Origin of the sequence: Burkholderia sp. AU31652, from assembly GCF_002223155.1 — a bacterium.
Classification (GTDB): domain Bacteria; phylum Pseudomonadota; class Gammaproteobacteria; order Burkholderiales; family Burkholderiaceae; genus Burkholderia.
Window position 1 is genome coordinate 1 of sequence record NZ_NKFG01000007.1, and the last position, 22,405, is coordinate 22,405.

The following is a 22,405-nucleotide window of genomic DNA, read 5'->3' on the forward strand; positions in this document are numbered from 1 at the left end:
TGTCGCTGCCGAAGACGGTGTTCCCGGGCGGCGCGCTGATCGGCGACGACGCGGGCTTCCTGAACGCATCGCGGATCAAGGGCAGCCACGCGGCGATCAAGACCGGCATGCTGGCGGCCGACGCCGCGTTCGACGCGGTGCAGGCTGGCCGCCAGAGCGACGAGCTCAACGCGTACCCGGACGCCTTCAAGCAGTCGTGGCTGTACACGGAGCTGTACCGCGCGCGCAACTTCAAGCAGTGGATGGCCAAGGGGCTGTACCTCGGCACGCTGATGGTCGGGCTGGAGCAGAAGGTGATGGGCGGCAACGTGCCGTGGACGCTGCACCACAAGCATGCGGACCACGAAATGCTGAAGCCGGCATCGCAATGCCAGCCGATCGAGTATCCGAAGCCGGACGGCAAACTGACGTTCGACCGTCTCTCGTCGGTATTCATCTCGAACACGAACCACGAAGAGAACCAGCCCGCGCACCTGACGCTGAAGGATGCGAACGTGCCGGTGAACGTGAACCTGCGCACGTACGCGGGGCCGGAGGCGCGCTTCTGCCCGGCGGCCGTGTACGAATTCGTGAAGAACGACGACGGCAGCGATCGCCTGGTGATCAACGCGCAGAACTGCGTGCACTGCAAGACCTGCGACATCAAGGACCCGACGCAGAACATCGTGTGGGTCACGCCGGAAGGCGGCGGCGGGCCGAATTACCCGAACATGTAACGCAACGCATCCCCGCGCCTGCGGGCGCGAACGAACCGGAGTGAGACGATGAGCAATGCAGCGAAAGAAGTCGTGGTAGTGAGCGGTGTTCGTACCGCGATCGGTGATTTCGGCGGCAGCCTGAAGGATTTCTCGCCGACCGACCTCGGTGCGAAGGTGGTCGCCGAAGTGCTGTCGCGTGCGAACGTGTCGGGCGACGCAGTCGGGCATGTCGTGTTCGGCCACGTCGTGAACACCGAGCCGAAGGACATGTATCTCGCGCGCGTCGCGGCGATCAATGGCGGCGTGGCGCAGCATACGCCCGCGCTGACCGTGAACCGCCTGTGCGGTTCGGGCCTGCAGGCGATCGTGTCGGCCGCGCAGACGATCATGCTCGGCGACGCCGACATCGCGATCGGCGGCGGCTCCGAAAGCATGAGCCGCGCCCCGTACACCGTGCCGGCCGCGCGCTTCGGCCAGCGCATGGGTGACGGCAAGCTCGTCGACATGATGCTCGGCGCGCTGCACGACCCGTTCCAGACGATCCACATGGGCGTGACGGCCGAGAACGTCGCGGCGAAGTACGGCATCTCGCGCGACGCGCAGGATGCGCTGGCGCTCGAATCGCATCGTCGCGCGGCGCGCGCGATCGCGGAAGGGCGCTTCAAGGATCAGATCCTGCCGATCTCGATCCGCACGAAGAAGGGCGAAGTTGCGTTCGACACCGACGAGCACGTGCGCCTCGAAGCCAGCGCGGATGATTTCACGAAGCTGAAGCCGGTGTTCCAGAAGGAGAACGGCACCGTGACGGCCGGCAACGCGTCGGGCATCAACGATGCGGCCGCGGCCGTGCTGATGATGAGCGCGGACGCCGCGCGCGCGCAGGGCGTGAAGCCGCTCGCGCGCCTCGTCGCCTATGCGCACGCGGGTGTCGATCCGGCGTACATGGGCATCGGCCCGGTGCCGGCCACGCAGAAGGCGCTCGAACGCGCGGGCCTGAAGATCAGCGATCTCGACGTGATCGAGGCGAACGAGGCGTTCGCGGCCCAGGCATGCGCGGTCACGCAGGAGCTCGGCCTCGATCCGGCGAAGGTCAACCCGAACGGCTCGGGCATCTCGCTCGGCCACCCGATCGGTGCGACCGGCGCGCTGATCACGGTCAAGGCGCTGTACGAACTGAAGCGCATCGGCGGCCGTTACGCGCTCGTGACGATGTGTATCGGCGGCGGCCAGGGGATTGCTGCGATCTTCGAGAACATCTGATAATCGAACGCTCAGCACCCGAACACACAGGAAATTTCATGGCCATCGAAATCGTCGGCGTCGTGGGCGCCGGAACCATGGGCAACGGCATTGCGCAGACCGCCGCCGTTGCGGGTCTCAACGTCGTGATGATCGACGTCAGCGACGCGGCGCTCGAGAAGGGCATCGCGACGCTGAAGGGCAGCCTTGAGCGGCTCGTGTCGAAGGACAAGCTCGACGCCGCCACGCGCGATGCGGCGCTGGCGCGCATCACGACGTCGACCGACTACGCGAAGCTCGCAGCGGCCGATATCGTGATCGAAGCCGCGACCGAGAACGTCGAGCTGAAGGGCCGCATCCTGAAGCAGATCGAGGCCGTCGCGCGGCCTGAAGCGATCATCGCGACCAACACGTCGTCGATCTCGATCACCGCGCTCGCGGCGCCGCTCGCCGATCCGGCGCGCTTCGTCGGCATGCACTTCTTCAACCCGGTGCCGCTGATGCCGCTCGTCGAGATCATCCGCGGGCTGCAGACGAGCGACGCGACCGCGTCGGCGGTGCGCGAGCTGACCGAGCGTTTCGACAAGTCGCCGATCGGCGTGCGCAATTCGCCGGGCTTCGTCGTGAACCGGATTCTCGTGCCGATGATCAACGAGGCGTTCTTCGTGCTGGCGGAAGGCATCGCGTCGGCCGAGGAGATCGATGCGGGGATGAAGCTCGGCGCGAACCACCCGATCGGGCCGCTCGCGCTGGCCGACCTCGTCGGCCTCGACGTGTGCCTCGCGGTGATGGACGTGTTCGTGAAGGACTTCGGCGATCCGAAGTATCGTGCATGCCCGCTGCTGCGCGAGATGGTGACGGCCGGCAGGCTCGGGCGGAAGACCGGGCGTGGGGTGTACGACTACAGCAAGTAAGCAGAAGGCTGGAAAGTCATCAACGCGGGTGGCGAGTTGTGTCGGATGGTGTAATTCATCCGGTGCGGCTCGCCACCCGCGTTTTTCATTGATGGAAGCGGCTCGCCGAATACTGTCCGCTGGTTGAATTATTTCGAAAATAGATTTTAATCGTTAAATAGTTAAGTCAGTTAACTTGGAGTTATCTTTCATATCGATTAAATTGACGTTTCAATGTGTAATGTTATATCGTGATTGCCCAAAAACAACCGAGAGAAAATAAAGTGGCAATAAACGAGGGGTTTCAAAAAAAATGCCGCTGGTCGGCCATCGTCGCGTGGTCGGTATTCGCCGGACTGGCAGGCGCCGCATCGGCCAATACCGAGCCGGCGCAGCAGACGCAACCCAGGCAGGCGCGCATGCCTCGCGTGCCGCAGAATCTGCCGGTGTCGCCCGAGCAGGCGCAGTACAACCTGCCGCTCAGCGAGCAGGATCGCGCGGCGCTGACCCGGCCCTCGCCGCTCAAGCAGCCGGCCACGCGCAGCAAGCGCAGCACGTCGGGCGCCGATTGCCGCGACATGTCGGTGATGACCCAGTATCGCGGCGCGGCACTCGCCGATTACATCGCGAATCTTCCCGATTACGAATGCCATTACGGCCTGTTCTCGGTCGATAAAGCGCAGGCTACGCAGATATTCAATGCCGAAAACGTGCACGCTGTCGCGGGTCGTTTCGTGCAGGAAATTTATCAATACGACGCGAGCAATTTGATCCTGGTCAATTTGCTGATTTATCTGCGTGCCGCTTATTACCAATATGATGTATCGGGCATCGCAAACCCGATTCCGAATCTCGCGGTGTCGCTGCGCCCGTATATCAGGCAAAGCCTGGAGGGCGATGCGCTCTATCGCGACAATTCGCGTGCGCCGAGCACCGCGAACGAGCTGATGAAGCTCATCACGAACATGCGGGACGAAGCGTACTACCTGCCGACGCTGAAGAACCGCATCGCGTCCTACACCGTGAGCGCGTCGAATCCGCAGGCAGCGGCGCCGCTGCTGCAGCGCAGTGCGGCGGGCGGCTTCACCGGCTTGCTCACGGTGTTCTTCTACGCGCACCAGCGCAGCGGCGCGCAACCGATGCTCGACAGCGATGCGACGCTCCCGGAGACGCTCAACCGCTTCGTCACCGCGAACCGCGCGAGCCTGTCGAACACGAGCGCCGCCTATCAGCTGGCCGACGCGGCGCGCGAGACGTTTCGCTTCCTCCGTTATCCGGCGCAGAAGCCGCGCGTGAAGAAAATGATCCAGGACATGCTCGCGTCGACGAGCATGACGGGCGCGGACAGCGACCTCTGGCTCGCGGCGGCGGAAGCGGTCGACTACGGCGATCCGGGCAACTGCGCGGACTACGGCACCTGCGACTACAAGAAGCGGCTGACCGACGCGGTGCTCTCGCATCGCTACGCATGCAATGCGGGCGTGCGCATTCTCGCGCAGGACATGACGCCGCCGCAGCTGCAGTCGGTCTGCACGGCAGTCGCGCGGCAGGACGACTACTTCCACCGGATGATGAAGACCGGGCGCAAGCCGGTCGCGGGCGACCGCAACGACACGATCGAACTCGTCATTTTCGATGACTACGCGAACTATCGAAAATACGCGTCGGTGATCTACGGCATCAGCACCGACAACGGCGGCATGTACCTCGAGGGCGATCCGTCCGCGCCGGGCAATCAGGCGCGCTTCATCGCGCACGAGGCATCGTGGCTGCGGCCCGAGTTCAAGGTGTGGAATCTCGAGCACGAGTTCACGCACTATCTCGACGGCCGCTACGACATGGCGGGCGACTTCTCGGTGAGCACCGCGAAGCCGACCGTGTGGTGGATCGAAGGCGTCGCCGAGTATCTGTCGAGAAAGAACGACAACCCGGAGTCGATCGACGCGGTGCGCACGGGCACGTACCGGTTCTCTGACGTGCTCGGCACGCGCTACACGTCGAGCGACTACGTCACGCGCGCGTACCGGTGGGGCTACATGGCGACGCGCTTCATGTTCGAGCGCCATCGCGCGGACGTCGACACGATCGTGTCACGCTTCCGGGTGGGCGATTACGACGGTTACGCAAACCATGTCGCTTACATCGGCAATCGCTACGACACCGAGTTCGTCGACTGGGCGCGCAGCGCGACGACGGCGGGCGAGCCGCCGGTGCCGGCGAAGCGCTGACCGGCACGGGCCGGCGCCGCGTGATCGGACGCCGGCCTCCGATCGTCACCCCCGCTCTGCCCGGGTGTGACGCGCCGGCCTGCACGAACGGTTGCACTTCCCGGATGTCAGTCACGCGCCGTCGGCATCGCGCGCGTCTATCGCGCGCCTTTCTTCCATCGTCGGGTTCACGTTCACGCAGCTGGTGGTGCATTTGCCGCTGGTGATCGTCATGCTCTGGGCGCTTGCGAGCACGCTCAGCTACCATCCGCCCGTCATGCCGTGACGAACGTCGGGCTTGCTTGCCGCCGGCGGATTGCGTGTCCGGCAGGCGCGGCGTGAAGTCGGTGCCGGCCGCGTACTGCGTTGGACACGACTACGCGCCCAGCACCGACAGATCCCGCGGCAGCGCACGCTTGAACATCGCGAGAATCTGCTGCGCCGCCTTCGGCGGCAGCGTGATCGCATGGCGCACGGCCGCCGCGATCTGGATCATCATCAGCTCGGCGAATGTGCTCCGTTGCGCATGCGGAATATCGGGCGCCACTTCGCCCAGCGCATCCGCGAACAACCCCGCCAGGAATTCCCCGTCCGCCCGGTCGAGCGCCTGCAATGCGCGGTCGGCCTGCGTGGCGCGCCAGATGTCGCGCATCAGCGGCTCGTCGACGAACATCCGGTAGTAGCTGTCCGTGATGCGGGCGAGCGTGGCGTGCAGGTCGTCGAGCGTCTTCATCGTCGCGAGGTCGCGCCGCACGCAGACGTGGCCGGCTTCGTTGTAGCGCTCCGCGAGCGTGCCGATCACGGCCGCCTTGTCAGGGAAGTACTGGTACAGCGAGCCGAACGAGATGCCCGTGCGTTCGACGATGTCGCTCATCCGGAACGCATCGCAGCCTTTCTCGATCATCACTTCCGACGCGCACGCGAGGATGCGCTCGAACCGCTCGCGGCTGCGCTGCTGCGTCGGCACCAGCCGTGCGCGCGCCGGTGTATCCGCTGTGTCCGCCGTTGTTGCAGGCCCGTCGTTCTGCCCCGATTTTTGTCGGCCCATGCCGCCTCCAGAAAAACTTGACGTTGCTAATGCGAGAGTCTATCGTGTTTTATAAACACGAGACGCTCTCGTATTTTAGTCAAAGGAGACGGTCATGTCGGCACTTCCCATCCTCATCGTCGGCGGTTCGGGCAAGACGGGCGCCCGCGTCGATGCCCGGCTGCGTGCGCGCGGCATCGCGACCCGGCCCGTGTCGCGCACGTCGGCCGTCCGCTTCGACTGGACGGCGCCCGACACGTGGCCGGCCGCGCTCGACGGCGTATCGGCCGCGTACGTGACCTATCAGCCCGACCTGGCTGTCGAAGGCGCGGTGGATGCGATCGCCGCATTTGCACGCCTTGCGCGGGAAAGCGGTGTCGAGCGGGTCGTGCTGCTGTCCGGGCGCGGCGAGCCCCGCGCGCAGGCCGCCGAGGCCGCGCTGCAGGCGTCGGGCGTGGGTTGGGGCGTGGTGCGCGCGAGCTGGTTCAACCAGAACTTCTCCGAGGGCTACCTGATCGACGGCGTGCTGGCCGGTGAGGTCGCGCTGCCGGCCGGCGCGGTGCGCGAGCCGTTCGTCGATGCGGACGACATCGCCGATGTAGCGGTGGCCGCGCTCACCGATGAGCGCTTTGCGAACCGCGTGATCGAGGTCACGGGGCCGCGCGCGCTGACGTTCGCCGAAGCGGTCGGCGAAATCGCACGGGCTGCCGGCCGGCCGGTCGTCTATCGCGAGATTCCGGCCGATGCGTTCGTCGCCGGATTGCGCGAGGCGGGCGTGCCGGAGCCGGTCGTCGCGCTGCTCGACGATCTGTTCAGCGTGGTGCTCGACGGGCGCAACAGCGCGGTGACGCACGGTATCGAAGCGACGCTCGGGCGGCCGGCGCGCGATTTCGCCGACTATGCGCGCGCGACGGCCGCCACCGGCGTGTGGCGCGCACGATCATGATCGCGTTCGCGACCGCCGCCTTGCTGTGGGGCTCGGCCATCGGCTGCGGGCTGATGGCCGGCGTGTATTTCGCGTTCTCGACGTTCGTGATGACGTCGCTCGGACGGATCGCGCCGCAGGCCGGCGTGGCCGCGATGAACGCGATCAACGTCGACATCGTGCGCTCGCCGTTCATGCCGCTGTTCCTCGTCACGACGCTGATGGCGCTTGCCCTAGTCGTGCTCGCGCTGTTCGATCGCGAGCAGCCGGGCGCGATGCTGGCGGTCGCCGGCGGCGTGCTGTACGTGGTCGGGATGTTCGCGGTGACGATGGCCGTCAACGTGCCGCTCAACGATGCGCTCGCCGCGGCCGATCCGTCGACCGCGCAGGGCGCGGCGCTGTGGACGCGTTACGTGCACGACTGGACGATGTGGAATCACGTGCGCACGGTGGCGTCGGCCGCCGCGTGCGTGTTTTTCATCGCGGGGATCGCGGCGCGCTAGCGGCGGGCGTCATGCGGTGGACGCGGCCTGTGCGGGCAACCGGCATTCGTCGAGCGTGCCGCACAAGAACCCGCCCTACGCATAAAACGCCGACGGCGACACGCCGAAATGCCGCTTGAACATCGCGGAGAACGCGCTCTGGCTGCTGTAGCCGTGATCCATCGCGACGGTCAGCACCTTCTCGCCGTGCGCGAGGCGCTTGAGCGCGAGCAGCAGCCGCGCCTGTTCGCGCCAGCGGCGGAAGCTGAGCCCCGTCTCGCGGCGGAACGCGCGATGGAGCGTGCGGACCGACAGCCCGAGCCGGTCGGCCCATTCGGCGATCGTGCGCAGGTCGTCTGGCGCGGCGACGAGCGCGTCGCAGATCGTGCGCAGGCGCGGGTCGTGCGGCCACGGCAGGTACAGCGGCAGCAGCGGGGCGACCGTCACCTCGGCGAGCAGCAGGTGCATCAGGTGGTCGTGGCGCGAGCCCGGCGCGTAGTCGAGCGGCACGTCCACCGCGGCGAGGATCAGCTCGCGCAGCAGCGGATGCACTTCCACGACGCAGCTCCGCGCGGGCAGGTGCTCGACCGCGCCCGGCTCGACGAACACGGTGCGCATCTGCACGTCGCCGCTCATCTGCACCGTGTGGTCGAGACCGGCTTCGAGCCACACGCCGCGCGTCGGCGGCACGACCCACGACGCGCCTTCGGACTGCACGTGCATCACGCCCTCGATCGCATAGAGCAGCTGCGCGCGGCGATGCCGGTGCGGCGCGATCGACGTGCCGTGCGCGTACGTCGCCGCCATCGCCGAGACGGGCATCGGCGTCGATTCGAAGCGCAGGTGGGCACCGGGCGGGGTGGACTCGAGTGTCCGATTGGCGACAAGTCGTGACATTTTGGCGTGAGACAGGCAGGTGGACGGGCGGGCACGATGGCGTTCCCATCCACGCCAACCCCCTGCCAGGATATTAATCCGTCGAATGCGATGAACAAGTCTCCTTTTCTGTTTCCCTTCTGCGCGATCGCGCTGTGGGCCGGCAACGTGGTCGTGTCGAAGCTGTCGGCGTCGACGATCGACCCGTCGGCGATCACCTTCTACCGGCTGCTGCTCGCCGTCGCGCTGATGAGCGTGTTCACGCTGCGCCCCGCGTGGCGCAATCGCGCGGCGCTCGTCGCGCACCTGCCGAAGCTCGCGGTGCTCGGCTTTCTCGCGATGGCGCTGTTCCAGAGCCTGTCCTACGAGGCCGCGAAATCGACCAGCGCGACCAACATGGCGATCATTACGGCGCTCGTGCCGCTGATGACGATGGCGCTCAGCTCGCTGCTGCTCGGTGATCCGCCCAGCGTGGGCATGATCGGCGGCGGGGTGCTGTCGCTCGCGGGCGTCGTCTACCTGATTGCCGAAGGGCACCCGACGACGATCGCCGCGCGCGGCGTGCATACGGGCGACCTGCTGATGCTGGCCGCGTCGGCCGCCTATGCGCTGTACGGTGTGCTGCTCAAGCGCTGGCGCATCGGTGCGCTGCCGGCGTGGCAGTCGACCTACGTGCAGGCGCTCGCCGCGCTCGTCTTCATGGTGCCGATGCTGCTGCGCTTGCCCGCGCCGGCGGCATGGCCGACGCGTGCGAGCGTGCCGCTGATCCTGTATGCCGGCGTGCTGGCGTCGGTCGTGCTGCCGTATCTGTGGATGCAGGGCGTGCGGCTGCTCGGCCCGAGCCGGTGCGCGATGTTCATGAACCTGCTGCCGGTGATGACGGCCGGCGGCGCGATCGTTCTGCTCGGCGAATCGCTGCGGCTGTATCACCTGATCGGCGGCGGCGTGGCGCTTGTCGGCGTGGCGATCGCGCAGCGGTTTCCGTTCCAGGCGAGCGCTTCGCAGGGCGTGCGGCAATGAGCGGCGACCGCGATATGCAGCACCTGATGGCCGCGCTGCCGGACGCGCTTGCATCCGTGGAGGGCCCGGCGCTCGCGCATCAGCTCGAACGGATCGCAGCCGCGCTCGAAGCGCTGGCGGGCACCGGCCAGCCGGCGCAAGTCGATTTCGATGCGGCCGTCGCATTCCGCTGGCGAGGCTTCGACGGCGGGCCGCGAGCGGCGCCGCTCGAACCGGTCGCGGCGCCCGCGCTCATCGCGTTCGATGCGCTGCGCAACGTCGAGCGACAAGTGGCGATCGTCGAGCGGAACACGCGGCAGTTCGTGCACGGCTTCGCGGCGAATCACGTGCTGTTGACCGGCGCGCGCGGCACCGGGAAGTCGTCGATCGTGAAGGCGTGCCTGCATGCGTTCGCGCCGCACGGGCTGCGGCTGATCGAGGTCGGCAAGGAGCAGTTGAGCGACCTGCCGGCGATCGTCGAGCTGGTGCGGGCGCGGCCGGAACGATACATCGTGTTCTGCGACGACCTGTCGTTCGAGGCGGGCGAGACCGGCTACAAGGAACTGAAGACGGTGCTCGACGGCTCGGTCGCGAGCGACCTGTCGAACGTGCTCGTGTACGCGACGTCGAATCGCCGCCACCTGATGCCCGAGCAGGCGAGCGACAATGCGAACGTGTCGCGTGCGGAGAACGGCGAGCTGCATCCGGGCGACGCGGTGGAGGAGAAGATTTCGTTGTCCGAGCGATTCGGGATCTGGGTGACGTTTTACGGGTTCACGCAGGACGCATATCTGGCGGTGGTCGACAGCCGGCTGAGCGAAGCCGGGTTCGATACGGAGCAGATTCGCGCGGCGCGCGAACCGGCGCTGCGGTGGGCGCTGGAACGCGGTGCGCGGTCGGGGCGGATTGCCGTGCAGTTCGTGCGGGATTACATCGGGCGGATGGCGGACGAAAGTGACGCGGAGGAAAGCGCCCGCGCGTTGCGAGCGGGTTGAGCAGGGCGTTACAACACCCGCTCCGACAGCACCTTGAACGCGACATCCGGCACGACGAAGCACATCGGCTCGCCGGTCGCGCCGATGCGCGCGAGGAATTCGCCGCCGCCCACCGGTTCGACCGGTTTCAGCGGCCGAACCGCGTCGACATCGATCGGCAGTTCGATCGACGCATGCGCGAGGCGGTCGCAGTCCGCGACATGCGCGACGGCCGCGTGCTGCAGCGACAGGTAAGCGACGGCGTCGCGCCAGCTTTCGAAGAACGGCGCGAACGCCTCGGGTAGCGTGGCGTCATCCGACATCGCCGCCGAGCAATGGAAATCCGGCGCGCTTCCGCTGCCGCCCGACAGCCGCGTCCGATACCGTCCATCTTGTTCGGCATGCGTGAAGCGTTCGGCGAGATGCGACGGCAGCGCATCGCTGAAGAGTCGGCTGCCGAGTGCATAGAGCGGATGATCGAACACGTTCTTGACGAACAGCACCGTGCGATCGGCCGGCACACCACCCGGCAGCGCATCGACGTAAAGCCGCCAGTTGCTTTGCAACGGCGACGGGAACACGCGTCGCAGCGGGCCTGCGATACGTGGGCCGAAATGGCGGTGCGCATAGGTGAGGATCGTGAACGGCGTGCGGCCGTCGCGGCTCGCGAGCGTGACGCCGCGCGGCACCAGATGCGCGACCGCCGCAACATCGACGAGCCACGTGCAGTACACGACGTTCTCGACCTCGCTCGCGAGCTGCAGGAACGGCAGGCGCGACAGCAGCGCGCGGCGTGTGCGCAGCAGCGGGCGACTCGCGACGAGCCGGTTGACGAGGCGGCCGACGGGGCCGGCGGACGGGGAAACGAAGGCGTTGTCCTGGAGCATGAGCGGCATTGTGCCGATGTCGCGGGGCGGGTGGAAGAGGCGTTGCGGTGCCCCTGTCGAAACTGTCAGGGCATGTCGATCGCGAGCAGGATGCCGGGGATTTCAAGCAGGCGGAGAGCGCTCTCGTCGGATGGACGCAGGCGCCGCGCGCAAGCCGGCGCACAGGCGCGAAGCCTGGCGTCGTGCCCGCGTCCGCGTCCGCCAATCCGTCGGCGGCCTGCAGCATCGGTCAATACCCCGACCCACTCCCGCCCTGATCCGTCACGATCGCCACCCCCGAGCTCGTGCCGAGCCGCGTCGCGCCGGCCTCGATCATCGCCAGCGCGGCCGCGCGGTCGCGCACGCCACCCGACGCCTTCACGCCGAGCACGGGGCCGACCGTGCGGCGCATCAGCGCGACATCCGCGAGCGTCGCGCCGCCGTGGCCGAACCCGGTCGACGTCTTCACGAACGCGACGCCGAGATCGCGGCACATCTCGCACACGCGCACCTTCTCGTCGTCGGTCAGCAGCCCCGTTTCGAGGATCACCTTGAGCGGCACCGCGCCGCATGCCTGGTGCACGGTGTCGATGTCGGCCTTCACGTCGTCGGCGCGGCCGCTCTTCAGCGCACCGATGTTGATCACCATGTCGATCTCGCCGGCGCCCGCCGCGATCGCGGCGGTGGCTTCGAACGCCTTGGCGGCCGACAGCCCGGCACCGAGCGGAAAGCCGACCACCGCACAGACGAGCACGCCGGTATCGGCCAGCTCGCGCGCGGCGAGCGGCACGTTCGCCGAATTCACGCAGACCGAGTAAAAGCGATGCTCGGCCGCCTGGCGGCAGAGTTCGCGGATCTGCGCGTCGCTCGCGTCGGGCGCGAGCAGCGTGTGATCGATGGTTTGAGCGAGTTGGGCGTTGGAAAGCGGCATGTTTCAGGACTCCACGGAGCGTGTGCCGGGAGGGCACACGTAAAGTTGATGTTTTCACATCGGTTTGTTACAAATACGACATTCCGGCCGGGCCCGCGCGCCCGGCACGACGAGCGACGGATGCAGCGGGCACGCAGGATACTGGCATGGAAACGAAGAAAGGCGAACGGATCAAGACATTGATGAACGTGCTGCAAGGGCAGAACGCGATTCATCTGAAGGAAGTGGCCGAGCTGTTCGGTGTGTCCGAGATGACGATCCGCCGCGATCTCGCGGACAACCCGCACGGCCTGAGCCTGATCGGCGGCTACGTGACGCGCCACTTCGCCGCGCAGCGCAGCGACATCGGCGAGTACGTGGTCAGCACCGAGAACGACCGGCAGACCGAGGAGAAGCGCCGCATCGGCAAGCTGGCCGCGCAGTTCGTGACGACCGGCGACACGATCTTCGTCGACTGCGGCTCGACCACGCCGTTCATCGTCGACTTCATTCCGGACGACCTCGAATTCACCGCGGTCTGCAATTCGCTGAACGTGTTCGCGAAGCTGCAGCAGAAGCCGCATTGCAGCGTGATCCTGTGCGGCGGCGTGTACCACCGCAAGAACATGGTGTTCGAGTCGGTAGCCGAGACGGGCATCCTCGACACGGTGCGCGTGTCGAAGGCATTCATCTCCGCCGCCGGCGTGAGCGACCGATGTGGCGTGACCTGCTTCAACTTCCACGAAGTCGACGCGAAGAAGAAGGTGATGGCGCGTGCGCAGAACCGCTTCCTGCTCGTCGACCACACGAAGTTCGACGAAGTGCGCGCGGCCTACTTCGCCGAGCTGACCGACTTCAACTACGTGATCTCGGACGGGCAACTGAGCCGCCGCTACGAAACGGCGATCCGCGAACACGGGATCGCGCTCGTGACCTGACGCCGCGCGGCCGCGCATCGCTTCACGCATGGCGGGCTTCCGCCGCGCTCAGGTAGCCGGTGACGACTTCGAAGCGGCGCGTCGCGCCCGGCGCGAGCGCCGCCACATGGCCCTTGCGGCGCTCGGCTTCATACCCCTCCGGCTCGCAGGTCGACGGCAGCGCGAACGCGGCGACCTGCTGGTCCGCGTTGTGCAGGATCCAGCGCGTCGCATGCGGGAATTGCTCGGGGCCGTACGCGGTATGGAAGGCGCCGCCATCCGGATGTTCGAGCAGGAAATGCGCGAGCCCGTCTGCATCCGTTTCCGCACCGTTCATGAAGAACACGATCTCCGGGTCGTACAGCGCGGGCGCATCGAGCGTGTGAAGCCGTTCCGGCTCGTGCGCGAGCGTGGCCGTGTAGTCGCGCCACGCGGCGGTCGGCTTCACGTGTGCCGGCACGCTGTCGCGCAAGCGCAACCCGCCACGCGGCAGCGATTGCACGAAACGGCCGCCCGGCACGTACGCGTAGTTCAGGTGGGCCATGTACATCAGGTCCATCGGCGTGCCGCCGAGATTCGTCACGTCCATCGCGATCGTCATCTGCGCGTCGTGCCCGGCGAGCCGGACCGACGGGCGGGCCAGATAGTGGCTGCCGAAACCCTGCACGTATTCGTATTCGCCGGTCACTTCGACGAACGCGCCGCGCGCATCCGAGCCGACGACCAGGCTCGCGCGATCCATCGGCGCGCACGGCATTTCGCCGTGCAGCGCATGCGTGTCGTCCGGCCCCGGGCAGCCGTTGCGCAGCAGCCCGCTGTGGAACATGAAGCAGCCGTAGGTATCGATGATCGATGCCGCGCGCTTCGGCTGCCGGAACATGTGCTTCATCGTCAGGTCGCGGCCGTCGAACGCGGCGGCCCAGATCATCTGGCCGAGATACGGCAGCACGACGAGGTGGCCGCGACGGTTCTCGAGCTTCAGCGCCTCGACGCCGGACGGATACGCGAACGCTGTGACGGTCAGGCCGTCGGTGCGGTACAGCGTGCGCGGCGTGTCGCGGCAGTCGTCGCGGCGCAGTTCGATTTCGCCTCGCATGCTCAGGCTCCCGACGTGTTGCGCGTGGCGGCGTAGCGCGCGGGCGCGTTGCCGTCGGCGGCTGCGTCGGGCGTCGCGGCCGGCAGGTGGCGCAGGCAGTAGAAGCCGTAGTAGACGATCACGACGAAGCACGCGAGCGGCACGACGAACGCGAGCTGCATGTTGCCGCCCGTGTGATCGGAGATCAGCCCCTGGATCAGCGGCACGACCGCGCCGCCGACGATGCTCATCACGAGGATCGAGCCGCCGTATTCGGTGTCCTTGCCGAGCCCGTCGATCGTGAGGCCGTAGATCGTCGGCCAGCACGGGCCGAGGAACACGCTCACGCCCACGGCCGCATAGACGGCCGTGATGTCGTGCACGCTGATCGTGTACGCGAGCAGCGCGATGCACAGGATGCCGTAGACGATCAGCACCTTGGCCGGGCCGACACGCTTCATCACGAGCGTGGCGACCAGCTTGCCGACGAAGAAGGCGAAGAACGTCGCGAGCAGGTAGTGCGACGCGCCGCGCTCGGTCAGGCCGCCGATCTGCATCGCGAGCCGGATCGTGAAGCTCCACACGCCGACCTGCGCGCCGACATACAGGAACTGCGCGACGACGCCCGCGACGAAGCGCCGGTTGCCGAACAGGCGCGCGAGCGTGCCGCGCGCGTCGATCCGGTGCGTGGCCACGCTCGGGCCGTTGCCCTTGCAGGCCGGGTAGGGCGTGAGCGCGAACACGATGAACACGGCCACGAGCACGACGATCAGCCACTTGTACGGCTCGAGCGTGGCCTGGATCATCGCGAGCTGGTGCACGTGCGCGTCGGCGGCCGACATCGCGGCGAGCTGCGCATGCGACGCATCGCCTTCCTTGAAGATCAGGAAGCTGCCCATGTACACGCCGGCCATCGCGCCGAACGGATAGAACGTCTGCGAGATGTTCAGCCGCCGCGTGCTGGTTGCGCGCGGGCCCATCAGCGTCGAATACGAGTTCGATGCGGTTTCGAGGAACGACAGGCCGGCCGCGATCACGAACAGCGCGACGAGGAACATCCCGTACTTCGCCATCGATGCTGCGGGGAAGAACAGCAGGCAGCCGGTCGTGTAGAGCAGCAGGCCGACGAGGATCGTCGTCTTGTAGCTGAACTTCTTCACGACGGTCGCGGCCGGAATCGCGAGGAAGAAGTAGCCGAGATAGAACGCGGACTGCACGAATGCCGATTCGAAATCGGACAGGAAGAACGACTTCTTGAATTGCGCGATCAGCACGTCGTTCAGGTTCGCGGCGGTGCCCCACAGCGCGAACAGGCAGCACAGCAGCGTGAACGCGAAGAGCGGCGTGCGGTTCAGGTAATAGCCGTCGGGGGTGTGTTCGATCCTGGCTCGGCTCATGGGTGTCTCCTTCCCAATTGTCTCGTCGATGAAGGCGCCGCTTACATGCCGGCGTCGCGGAGGAAGCGTTCGAACGTCGCGGTGTCGGCATACGACTTCTGCGTACCGAGGCCCGTGACCGAATGCGCGGCATACGCGGACGCGTAACGCATCGCGTCGAGCGCGTCGCGTGACGCGGCATAGCAGCGCGCGAAGCAGCCGATGTACGCATCGCCGGCGCCCGTCGTGTCGCGTGCGTCGACCGGCACGCCCGGCACATGCCGCACGCCGTCGCGCGATACCAGCAGCGAACCGTTGCTGCCGAGCGTGACGAGCACGTGCTTGAGCCCGCGCGCGACCAGCGCTTCGGCGGCACGCGCCGCGCTGTCGCGCGAATCGACCGGCATGCCGGACACGATCGCGAGCTCGGTTTCGTTCGGCACGAAGAATTCGACGGTGCGGATCCGCTCGAAATCGAGATCGGCCACCGCGGGCGCGGGGTTCAGCAGCACCGGAATGCCGTGTCGCGCGCCGAATGCGATCGCGTGATAGACGGTGTCGAGTTCGATCTCGAGCTGCAGCACGATCAGCGCGCATGCGGCGAGCTGCGGCGCGGCCGCGTCGATGTCGGCCGGCGTCAGGTGGCGGTTCGCGCCCTTGACGATCAGGATGCTGTTGCTCGAATCGGGTTCGACGAAGATCGGCGCGACGCCGCTCGGCACGCCGGCGACCTTGCGCACGTGCGTGGTGTCGATGCCTTCGCGCTCGAAGTTGCGGATCGTGTTGTCGGCGAAGACGTCGTCGCCGACCTTCGTGACCATCACGACGCGCGCGCCGAGGCGGGCGGCCGCGACGGCCTGGTTCGCCCCCTTGCCGCCGCAGCCGAGCTCGAAGTTCGGTGCTTCGAGCGTTTCGCCCCGGGCGGGCATGCGTGCGACGTAGGTCACGAGATCGACCATGTTGCTGCCGATGACGGCGATTGTCTCCATCTGCGTCTCTTCCTTGGTATGGGGTGCGCCGCGCGCGTGGTGGGCGGCGGCGTGCGACAGGTGGTAATAAAATCACATAAAATGTGATAATGCAATCATGTGATGTTCGGAGGGTTACTTTTGTCGGGGCGCAGCTGTGCCGGCATGTGCTACCGATGCCGCCTGATGCAAGCCTTGATCCGGCCGGGCGGCGCTTTCGGCGCTGTTCCGATGCGCTCGTCCTGGCCGTGACGAAACCGCTCGACGAAATGTCGCTCAGCAAGCTCGGCGTTGCTCAATGGGTGCGGCGTGCAGGCATGAGGGAATCCGAACGCAGCGGAAGGGGCTGCCTCACCTTGCTGGGCGGCGGCCTGATGTGAACGGCGGTGCACCGGCTTCGGCAGGGCCCGCGCGCGCGAATCCGGACGCGACGGCCACGCGAATGGCCGGCACGTCGGCGACGATCCTCGACGCGTTCGATCCGACGTGCGGGTTCGCGCAGGCCGGCTCCAAATAACGGCGGCAGGGGCTCGGGAGGGCGCCTTTAAGTTCGGTTGCATACGCGTTCACGACGCGTGCGATGTGCGGACATCGCCGTCCGGGTCGTCCTCGGTACCCGTCGTCCGCACCGCGCCCGCGTGTGCCGAGCTGCCCGTCCCCTGAATACCGATCGGCGCCGCCAATGGGGATTCGGGGGTTCGCCACCGCACGCCACGCTGACGGCCTGATTACCGTTTTGTCATCCACCCCGTTCCCGCTTGCACCGTGCAGTGCGCCGTCGCCGTTTCCCGGTAACATCGCCGCATGTCACCACGACCGCGACGGAACCGCCATGCGCATCCTGATAGTTGAAGACGAGCCGAAGACGGGCGCCTACCTGAAGAAGGGCCTCGAGGAATCGGGGTTCAGCGTCGATCTCGCGAAGGACGGCGGCGAAGGGCTGACGCTCGCGCAGGAAGAGCGCTACGACGTGATCGTGCTCGACGTGATGCTGCCGGTGCTCGACGGCTGGGGCGTGCTGAAGCGGCTGCGCGACACGCATACGACGCCGGTGCTGTTCCTGACCGCGCGCGACGACGTGCAGGACCGCGTGCACGGCCTCGAGCTCGGCGCCGACGATTACCTGGTGAAGCCGTTCGCGTTCGTCGAGCTGCTGGCCCGCATCCGCACGCTCGCGCGGCGCGGGCCGCCGCGCGAAACCGAGCATCTCGCGGTGGGCGACCTCGAAATCGACGTCGTGCGCCGCCGCGTGAAGCGCGGCGCCACGCGGATCGACCTGACGCCGCGCGAATTCTCGCTGCTGCAGCTGCTCGCACGCCGGCAGGGCGAGGTGCTGAGCCGCACGCAGATCGCGTCCTACGTGTGGGACATGAATTTCGACAGCGATACCAACGTCGTCGAAGTCGCGATCCGGCGCCTGCGCGCGAAGATCGACGACGCATTCCCGGTGAAGCTGATCCACACGGTGCGCGGCGTCGGCTACGTGCTCGAGCCGAAGGACGACGCATGAGGTGGCCGCGTTCGCTGGCCGCGACGCTCGCCCTCGCGATTGCCGCGACCACGCTGGCCGCGTTCGGGCTCGTCGGCGTGTACGTGTACGCGAGCCTCGAGCGGCAGGTCAATACGCAGGACGACCTCGACATCGTGCTCGCCGCGCGCCATACGCGCCGGCTCGCGGGCGAGCTCGAATCGCTCGACGCGGTGCGCGCGCATACGGAGCGGCTCACGAGCCAGGTGCTCGGCAACGAGGCGCTGTCGATGGTCGTCACCGACGGGCAGGGCGACATGCTGGTGCGCCACAACGTCACGCTCGCCGCGCTCGACGACGCGCGGCCGGCCGCGTCGATGCCGCTGGCCGACGCGCAGCTGGTTGCGCCGAACGCGACGCCGATACCCGCGAACGACCGGATCACGGCCGACCAGCTCGTCACATGGATCGCTGCGAGCGGCACGCCGATGCGCGGCGTCGTGATCGAGGCCGTGCTCGGCGATCGCACGCCGATTCACATCGCGATCGCGCGCAACATGCGCGACCGGGCCGCGCTGCTCGACGGTTACCGCGACCGGCTGAAGCTTGCCGGCGGTGTCGGCGCGCTGTTCGCGCTGCTGCTCGGCTACGGGCTGATCCGCAGGGCACTCGAGCCGCTGCGCGAGATCGTCGACAACACCGGCCGGATCACGGTCGACAAGCTCGACACGCGGCTCGACGCGTCGCGCGCGCCGCGCGAGCTGCGGGCGCTCGTCGATGCGCAGAATGCGATGCTCGGCCGCCTGCAGCAGGCGTTCTCGCACCTGTCGCAATTCAGCGCCGATCTCGCGCACGACCTGCGGACGCCGCTGAACAACATGCGCGGCGCGACCGAAGTCGCGCTCGCCCGGCCGCGGCCGGCCGATGAATACCAGGCGCTGCTCGAATCGCATCTCGAGGAGTACGACCGGCTCGCGCGGATGATCGACAACGTGCTGTTTCTCGCGCGCGCCGAGCATCCGAGCTTCGTCACGCGGCAGCGGGCGTTCGACGTGCGCGACGAACTCGAACGCATCGCCGGGTATTTCGAGGGGCTCGCCGACGAAGCGGGCTCGACGCTGCGCGTCGAAGGGCAGGGGCGGCTGACTGCCGACGTCGAGCTGTTTCGCCGCGCGATCGGCAACCTGCTCGCGAACGCGCTGCGTTACACCCCGGCCGGCGGTGTCATCACGCTCGCCGTCGACGAAACGCCGGATGCGGTGCGCGTCGTCGTCGCCAATCCCGGCGAGCCGATCGATCCCGCGCTGCTGCCGCGGATCTTCGACCGGTTCGTGCGCGGCGACCCGGCGCGCAGCGGCGGTGCGCCGGGCGGCACGGCCGGGCTCGGCCTCGCGATCGTGCGGTCGGTGATGGAACTGCACGGCGGGAACGCGCGCGTCGAAAGCGATGCGGCCGGCACGCGTTTCATGCTCACGTTCAGCCGGCCGTCGGCGTCGTAACGGCGGTATCGTGCGGCGCGGCGGCCGCGTCGCTTGCGATGCCCGTCTGCGTCTGTGCCGCCGCGCCGGGCGCCGGCTCCGCCTGCCAGCCACCGCCCAACGCCTTCAACAACCCGACCTCGGCCTCCATTCGCCGCGCGTCGATCTGGTCGGCCGTGCGCCGGTTCGTCAGCGCGATCGTCTGCGCGGTCACGACATCCAGGTAGCTGACGGCACCTGCGTTGAACCGGTTCGTCGTCAGCCGCAGCGACAGGTCGGCCGCGTCGGTCGCGCGCTGCTGGCTGTGTGCCTCCGACGCGAGCGCATCGAGCGACGACAACTGATCTTCGACCTGCTGGAATGCCACCAGCACGGTTTGCCGGTAATCGGCGACCGCGCCGTCGTATTGCGCATGCGCGCCGCGCAGCGACGCGCTGCGGCGGCCACCGTCGAACAGCGTGCCGGCGAGCTGCGGGCCGAGCGACCAGAACAGGCTCGGCGCGGTGAGCCACGGCGCAAAGAACGAACTTTCGAGCCCGGCGCTCGCCGACAGCACGAGGTCCGGAAAGAACGCCGCGCGCGCCTCGCCGATCTGCGCGTTCGCGGCCGCGACGCGGCGCTCGGCCGCCGCGATGTCGGGCCGACGCTCGAGCAGTTGCGACGGCACGCCGGGCGGGATGGCCGGCACGTCGTACGACCGCACACGCGGCGGTAGCGCGAACGTCGACGCGCTTTCGCCGACCAGCGTTGCAATCGCATGCTGGAGTTGCGCGCGCGACGCGTCGATGTCGGTGTCCTGCGTGCGCGTCGCTTCGAGCTGCGTGTCGGCCTGCGCGACCGCCGATGCGTCGATCGCACCGGCCGCGAGCTGCTGCTTCAGCAGCGTCAGCGCGTCCGCGTACGCGTGCACCGTGTCGTCGAGCAGTTGCTTCTGCGTGTCGAGCGAGCGCAACGCGAAATAGTCGGTCGCGAGCTCGGCCGTCACCGACAGCTTCACGGCCTGCAGGTCGGCCGCGCTCGCGGCGGCGTTCGCCTGCGCGCCCGTCACCGCATCGCGCACGCGGCCGAATACGTCGGGCTCCCAGCTCGCGGCCACGCCGGCCTGATAGTCGGGCGTGGTCTTGCCGGCCAGCGACGAGCCGAGCCGGTTCTGCGACACGCGTGCGCGGCTTTGCGCGGCGCCCGCGGTGATCGTCGGCAGGAACCCCGCGTGCTGGTAGTCGACCATCGCGCGGGCCTGCTGCAAATCGGCGAGCGCTTTCTTCACCGTCTGGTTCGATACGTCGACGCGCGCTTCGAGCGCGTTCAGGTCGGCGTCGCCGAACACCGTCCACCACGCGCCGCGCGCAGCGGCGTCGGCGGGCATCGCGACGTGCCAGCCGGCTTGCGCAGCCGGTGCGGTCGGTGCGGCCGGTGCGCCCGCAAAGTGCGTCGGGACGGCGACCGCAGGCGGTGAATACGGCGGCAGCGTCGTGCAGGCGGTCAACGCGGCCAATGCCGCGGCGGCGCCGAGCGCGACGGCGCGGCGGGCGAACGGGAACGGATGAGCGAGGCGCATGGCGGATATCTCGTCAGGGGTCTTCGATAGGTCAGCCGCGTGCGGGCGCCGAGGCGGGTGTCGATGCGGCCGGCGCGGCCGGTGCTGCGCCGCTCGCGCGCATCGGCGGCACGCCGCCTGCACCGCTCGCGGGCGCGGGTTGCGCGCGTTGCGCGGACGAAGCGGCAACCGGTGCCTCCGCGTGCGCGATCGACACGATCTTCACGACTTCGCCGGCGGTGATCGCATCGCCCGGGTTGTCGATCACGCGATCGCCTGCCGCGAGCCCCGAGACGATCTCGACGCGTGTGCCGAAATCGCGCCCGATCTGCACGCGCTTGAGCGCGGTGCGTCCGTTCGCGGCGACGGTCGCCACCGTCACGCCGTCCGGCCGGAACAGCAGCGCGCTGACGGGCAGCTCGAACGCGGGCGCGGCGCTCGCGACGACGAGGTGCGCCTGCGCATACGCACCGGGCAGCAGCGCGCCATCGGCGTTGTCGACGTCGATTTCGACGCGCAGCGTGCGCGTGACCGGATCGATCGCGCCGGCCGTGCGTGCGACGCGCGCGGCAAAGTGCCGCCCCGGATACTGCTGCGTGGTCAGGTAGACCGGCGTGCCGGTCGAGACGTCGGCTGCGCTGTCCTGCGGCACGTCGACGAATACGCGCAGCGTGCCGGTTTGCTCCAGATGGAACAGTTCGCCGGACAAGCCCGGACTGCCCGGCGTGCCGCCCGCGGTGACGAGCGTGCCGACGTCGACGTTGCGCGCGGTGATCACGCCGTCGAACGGCGCGCTGACCGCTTCGTACGACACCAGCTCGTTCAGGTGCGCGACGTTCGCCTGCGCGGATGCGAGCATCGCACGCTTCGCGTTCATGTCGGCCACCTTCGTGTCGGTGTCCTGCTGCGACACCGATTGCGACGTCAGCATGTCCTGCCAGCGCTGCGCGGTCGATTTCGCATAGTCGTAGTTCGCCTGCGCGGTGGCCGCGTCGGCGCGCGCCTGGCGCAACTGCGCATCGAGATCGGGCGCGGCGATCTGCGCGAGCGGCTGGCCGGCCTTCACGTGCGCGCCGAGATCCGCGCTCCAGTGCGCGATGTAGCCGCTGGTGCGCGCATAGATCGACGCTTCCGCGAACGGCATCACCGAACCGGGCAGCGTCAGCGTCTGGTCGGCGGGTGCCGTGCCGGGCGCGATCACCGATACCGGCAGCGCCTGCTGCGCGGCCACCTGCGCGCGCTGCGCGGCGCGCGCATCGATGCGCGGCACGATACCGATCGCGAGCAGCACGGCGGCGAGCGCGACGGCGGCGAGCGGCACGGTCAGTCGGCGGCCGCGTCGGCGGTGCGGCGCATCGGGCGCCGCCTCGCGGGAGCCGGGCGGGACGGCCGCGCGTTCGATCGTGCTTCCGGCAGGGTGGGCCGCGTCGGCGGCCGGCGGGGCGAGGGGTTCGATCGAGTCGTTCATGATGGGGGCTCGAGGTTGGACG

The 22,405-nt window shown here is 68.0% G+C and carries 21 protein-coding genes; 12 read left to right on the forward strand and 9 right to left on the reverse strand.

Features of this window, described 5'->3' with window-relative positions; all coding sequences use genetic code 11:
- The 4 genes from CFB40_RS31975 to CFB40_RS31990 form a co-directional block, all read left to right on the forward strand.
- On the forward strand, positions 1–716 hold a 716-nt coding region (locus CFB40_RS31975), incomplete at its 5' end, for an electron transfer flavoprotein-ubiquinone oxidoreductase (RefSeq protein ID WP_179255329.1).
- Positions 717–764: 48 nt separating this feature from the next.
- The gene (gene bktB / locus CFB40_RS31980; RefSeq protein ID WP_089429494.1) at positions 765–1,958 is read left to right on the forward strand and encodes a beta-ketothiolase BktB; all 1,194 of its coding nucleotides are present in this window, start codon (positions 765–767) and stop codon (positions 1,956–1,958) included.
- Between the two features lie 38 nt (positions 1,959–1,996).
- Positions 1,997–2,851 (forward strand): 3-hydroxybutyryl-CoA dehydrogenase, encoded by an 855-nt coding sequence (locus CFB40_RS31985; RefSeq protein ID WP_089429495.1) that lies wholly within the window; start codon positions 1,997–1,999, stop codon positions 2,849–2,851.
- Positions 2,852–3,120: 269 nt separating this feature from the next.
- Complete coding sequence (locus tag CFB40_RS31990) at positions 3,121–5,058, forward strand: collagenase (protein WP_089433998.1); 1,938 nt, start codon at positions 3,121–3,123, stop codon at positions 5,056–5,058.
- A gap of 355 nt (positions 5,059–5,413) precedes the next feature.
- On the opposite strand, the gene CFB40_RS31995 is transcribed toward CFB40_RS31990, so the two are convergent.
- On the reverse strand, positions 5,414–6,085 hold the full coding sequence (locus CFB40_RS31995) for a TetR family transcriptional regulator (protein ID WP_089429496.1): 672 nt from the start codon (positions 6,083–6,085) through the stop codon (positions 5,414–5,416).
- Between the two features lie 94 nt (positions 6,086–6,179).
- On the opposite strand from CFB40_RS31995, the gene CFB40_RS32000 reads away from it, so the two are divergent.
- Positions 6,180–7,010, forward strand: a complete 831-nt coding sequence (locus CFB40_RS32000; protein WP_089429497.1) for an NAD(P)H-binding protein — start codon at positions 6,180–6,182, stop codon at positions 7,008–7,010.
- The gene (locus CFB40_RS32005) at positions 7,007–7,492 is read left to right on the forward strand and encodes an anthrone oxygenase family protein (protein WP_089433999.1); all 486 of its coding nucleotides are present in this window, start codon (positions 7,007–7,009) and stop codon (positions 7,490–7,492) included. Before CFB40_RS32000 ends, CFB40_RS32005 begins: the two co-directional genes overlap by 4 nt.
- A 75-nt stretch (positions 7,493–7,567) precedes the next feature.
- Here the strand turns inward: CFB40_RS32005 and CFB40_RS32010 are convergent, their stop codons facing one another.
- Positions 7,568–8,368, reverse strand: a complete 801-nt coding sequence (locus CFB40_RS32010; RefSeq protein WP_089429498.1) for an AraC family transcriptional regulator — start codon at positions 8,366–8,368, stop codon at positions 7,568–7,570.
- A gap of 90 nt (positions 8,369–8,458) precedes the next feature.
- Between CFB40_RS32010 and CFB40_RS32015 the strand changes: the two genes are divergently transcribed.
- A complete protein-coding gene (locus CFB40_RS32015) occupies positions 8,459–9,367 on the forward strand; it encodes a DMT family transporter (protein ID WP_089433565.1) in 909 nt (302 codons plus the stop codon).
- Between the two features lie 26 nt (positions 9,368–9,393).
- A complete protein-coding gene (locus tag CFB40_RS32020) occupies positions 9,394–10,341 on the forward strand; it encodes an ATP-binding protein (protein WP_373452708.1) in 948 nt (315 codons plus the stop codon).
- 8 nt (positions 10,342–10,349) lie between these two features.
- On the opposite strand, the gene CFB40_RS32025 is transcribed toward CFB40_RS32020, so the two are convergent.
- Both CFB40_RS32025 and deoC read right to left on the reverse strand, forming a co-directional pair.
- The gene (locus CFB40_RS32025; RefSeq protein WP_089433567.1) at positions 10,350–11,216 is read right to left on the reverse strand and encodes a DUF2071 domain-containing protein; all 867 of its coding nucleotides are present in this window, start codon (positions 11,214–11,216) and stop codon (positions 10,350–10,352) included.
- Between the two features lie 220 nt (positions 11,217–11,436).
- Positions 11,437–12,117 (reverse strand): deoxyribose-phosphate aldolase, encoded by a 681-nt coding sequence (gene deoC / locus CFB40_RS32030; protein ID WP_089429502.1) that lies wholly within the window; start codon positions 12,115–12,117, stop codon positions 11,437–11,439.
- 146 nt (positions 12,118–12,263) lie between these two features.
- Here deoC and deoR point away from each other — a divergent pair, with 146 nt between their 5' ends.
- Positions 12,264–13,034: a DNA-binding transcriptional repressor DeoR gene (gene deoR / locus CFB40_RS32035; protein ID WP_089429503.1), complete on the forward strand. Its 771-nt coding sequence runs from the start codon at positions 12,264–12,266 to the stop codon at positions 13,032–13,034.
- A 22-nt stretch (positions 13,035–13,056) separates the two neighbouring features.
- Here deoR and CFB40_RS32040 read toward each other — a convergent pair whose 3' ends face one another.
- The 3 genes from CFB40_RS32040 to rbsK are packed head-to-tail and all read right to left on the reverse strand — an operon-like array spanning position 13,057 to position 16,453.
- The gene (locus tag CFB40_RS32040; protein ID WP_089433568.1) at positions 13,057–14,109 is read right to left on the reverse strand and encodes an aldose 1-epimerase family protein; all 1,053 of its coding nucleotides are present in this window, start codon (positions 14,107–14,109) and stop codon (positions 13,057–13,059) included.
- Positions 14,110–14,111: 2 nt separating this feature from the next.
- Positions 14,112–15,485 carry an L-fucose:H+ symporter permease gene (fucP, locus tag CFB40_RS32045; RefSeq protein WP_089429505.1) on the reverse strand — a complete coding sequence of 458 codons (1,374 nt, stop codon included), beginning with the start codon at positions 15,483–15,485 and terminating at the stop codon, positions 14,112–14,114.
- 41 nt (positions 15,486–15,526) lie between these two features.
- Positions 15,527–16,453 (reverse strand): ribokinase, encoded by a 927-nt coding sequence (rbsK, locus tag CFB40_RS32050; protein WP_089433569.1) that lies wholly within the window; start codon positions 16,451–16,453, stop codon positions 15,527–15,529.
- A gap of 155 nt (positions 16,454–16,608) precedes the next feature.
- Here rbsK and CFB40_RS39285 point away from each other — a divergent pair, with 155 nt between their 5' ends.
- The 3 genes from CFB40_RS39285 (at position 16,609) to CFB40_RS32065 (ending at position 19,399) form a co-directional block, all read left to right on the forward strand.
- Positions 16,609–16,812: a hypothetical protein gene (locus CFB40_RS39285; protein WP_089433570.1), complete on the forward strand. Its 204-nt coding sequence runs from the start codon at positions 16,609–16,611 to the stop codon at positions 16,810–16,812.
- Positions 16,813–17,264: 452 nt separating this feature from the next.
- Complete coding sequence (locus CFB40_RS32060) at positions 17,265–17,942, forward strand: heavy metal response regulator transcription factor (RefSeq protein WP_027786146.1); 678 nt, start codon at positions 17,265–17,267, stop codon at positions 17,940–17,942.
- Positions 17,939–19,399 (forward strand): heavy metal sensor histidine kinase, encoded by a 1,461-nt coding sequence (locus tag CFB40_RS32065; RefSeq protein WP_089433571.1) that lies wholly within the window; start codon positions 17,939–17,941, stop codon positions 19,397–19,399. Before CFB40_RS32060 ends, CFB40_RS32065 begins: the two co-directional genes overlap by 4 nt.
- On the opposite strand, the gene CFB40_RS32070 is transcribed toward CFB40_RS32065, so the two are convergent.
- Both CFB40_RS32070 and CFB40_RS32075 read right to left on the reverse strand, forming a co-directional pair.
- Complete coding sequence (locus tag CFB40_RS32070) at positions 19,377–20,936, reverse strand: efflux transporter outer membrane subunit (RefSeq protein WP_089433572.1); 1,560 nt, start codon at positions 20,934–20,936, stop codon at positions 19,377–19,379. The genes CFB40_RS32065 and CFB40_RS32070 overlap by 23 nt on opposite strands.
- Before the next feature lie 31 nt (positions 20,937–20,967).
- Positions 20,968–22,383, reverse strand: coding sequence for an efflux RND transporter periplasmic adaptor subunit (locus tag CFB40_RS32075; RefSeq protein WP_089433573.1), 1,416 nt, complete (start codon positions 22,381–22,383; stop codon positions 20,968–20,970).
- Between the last annotated feature and the right edge of the window lie 22 nt (positions 22,384–22,405).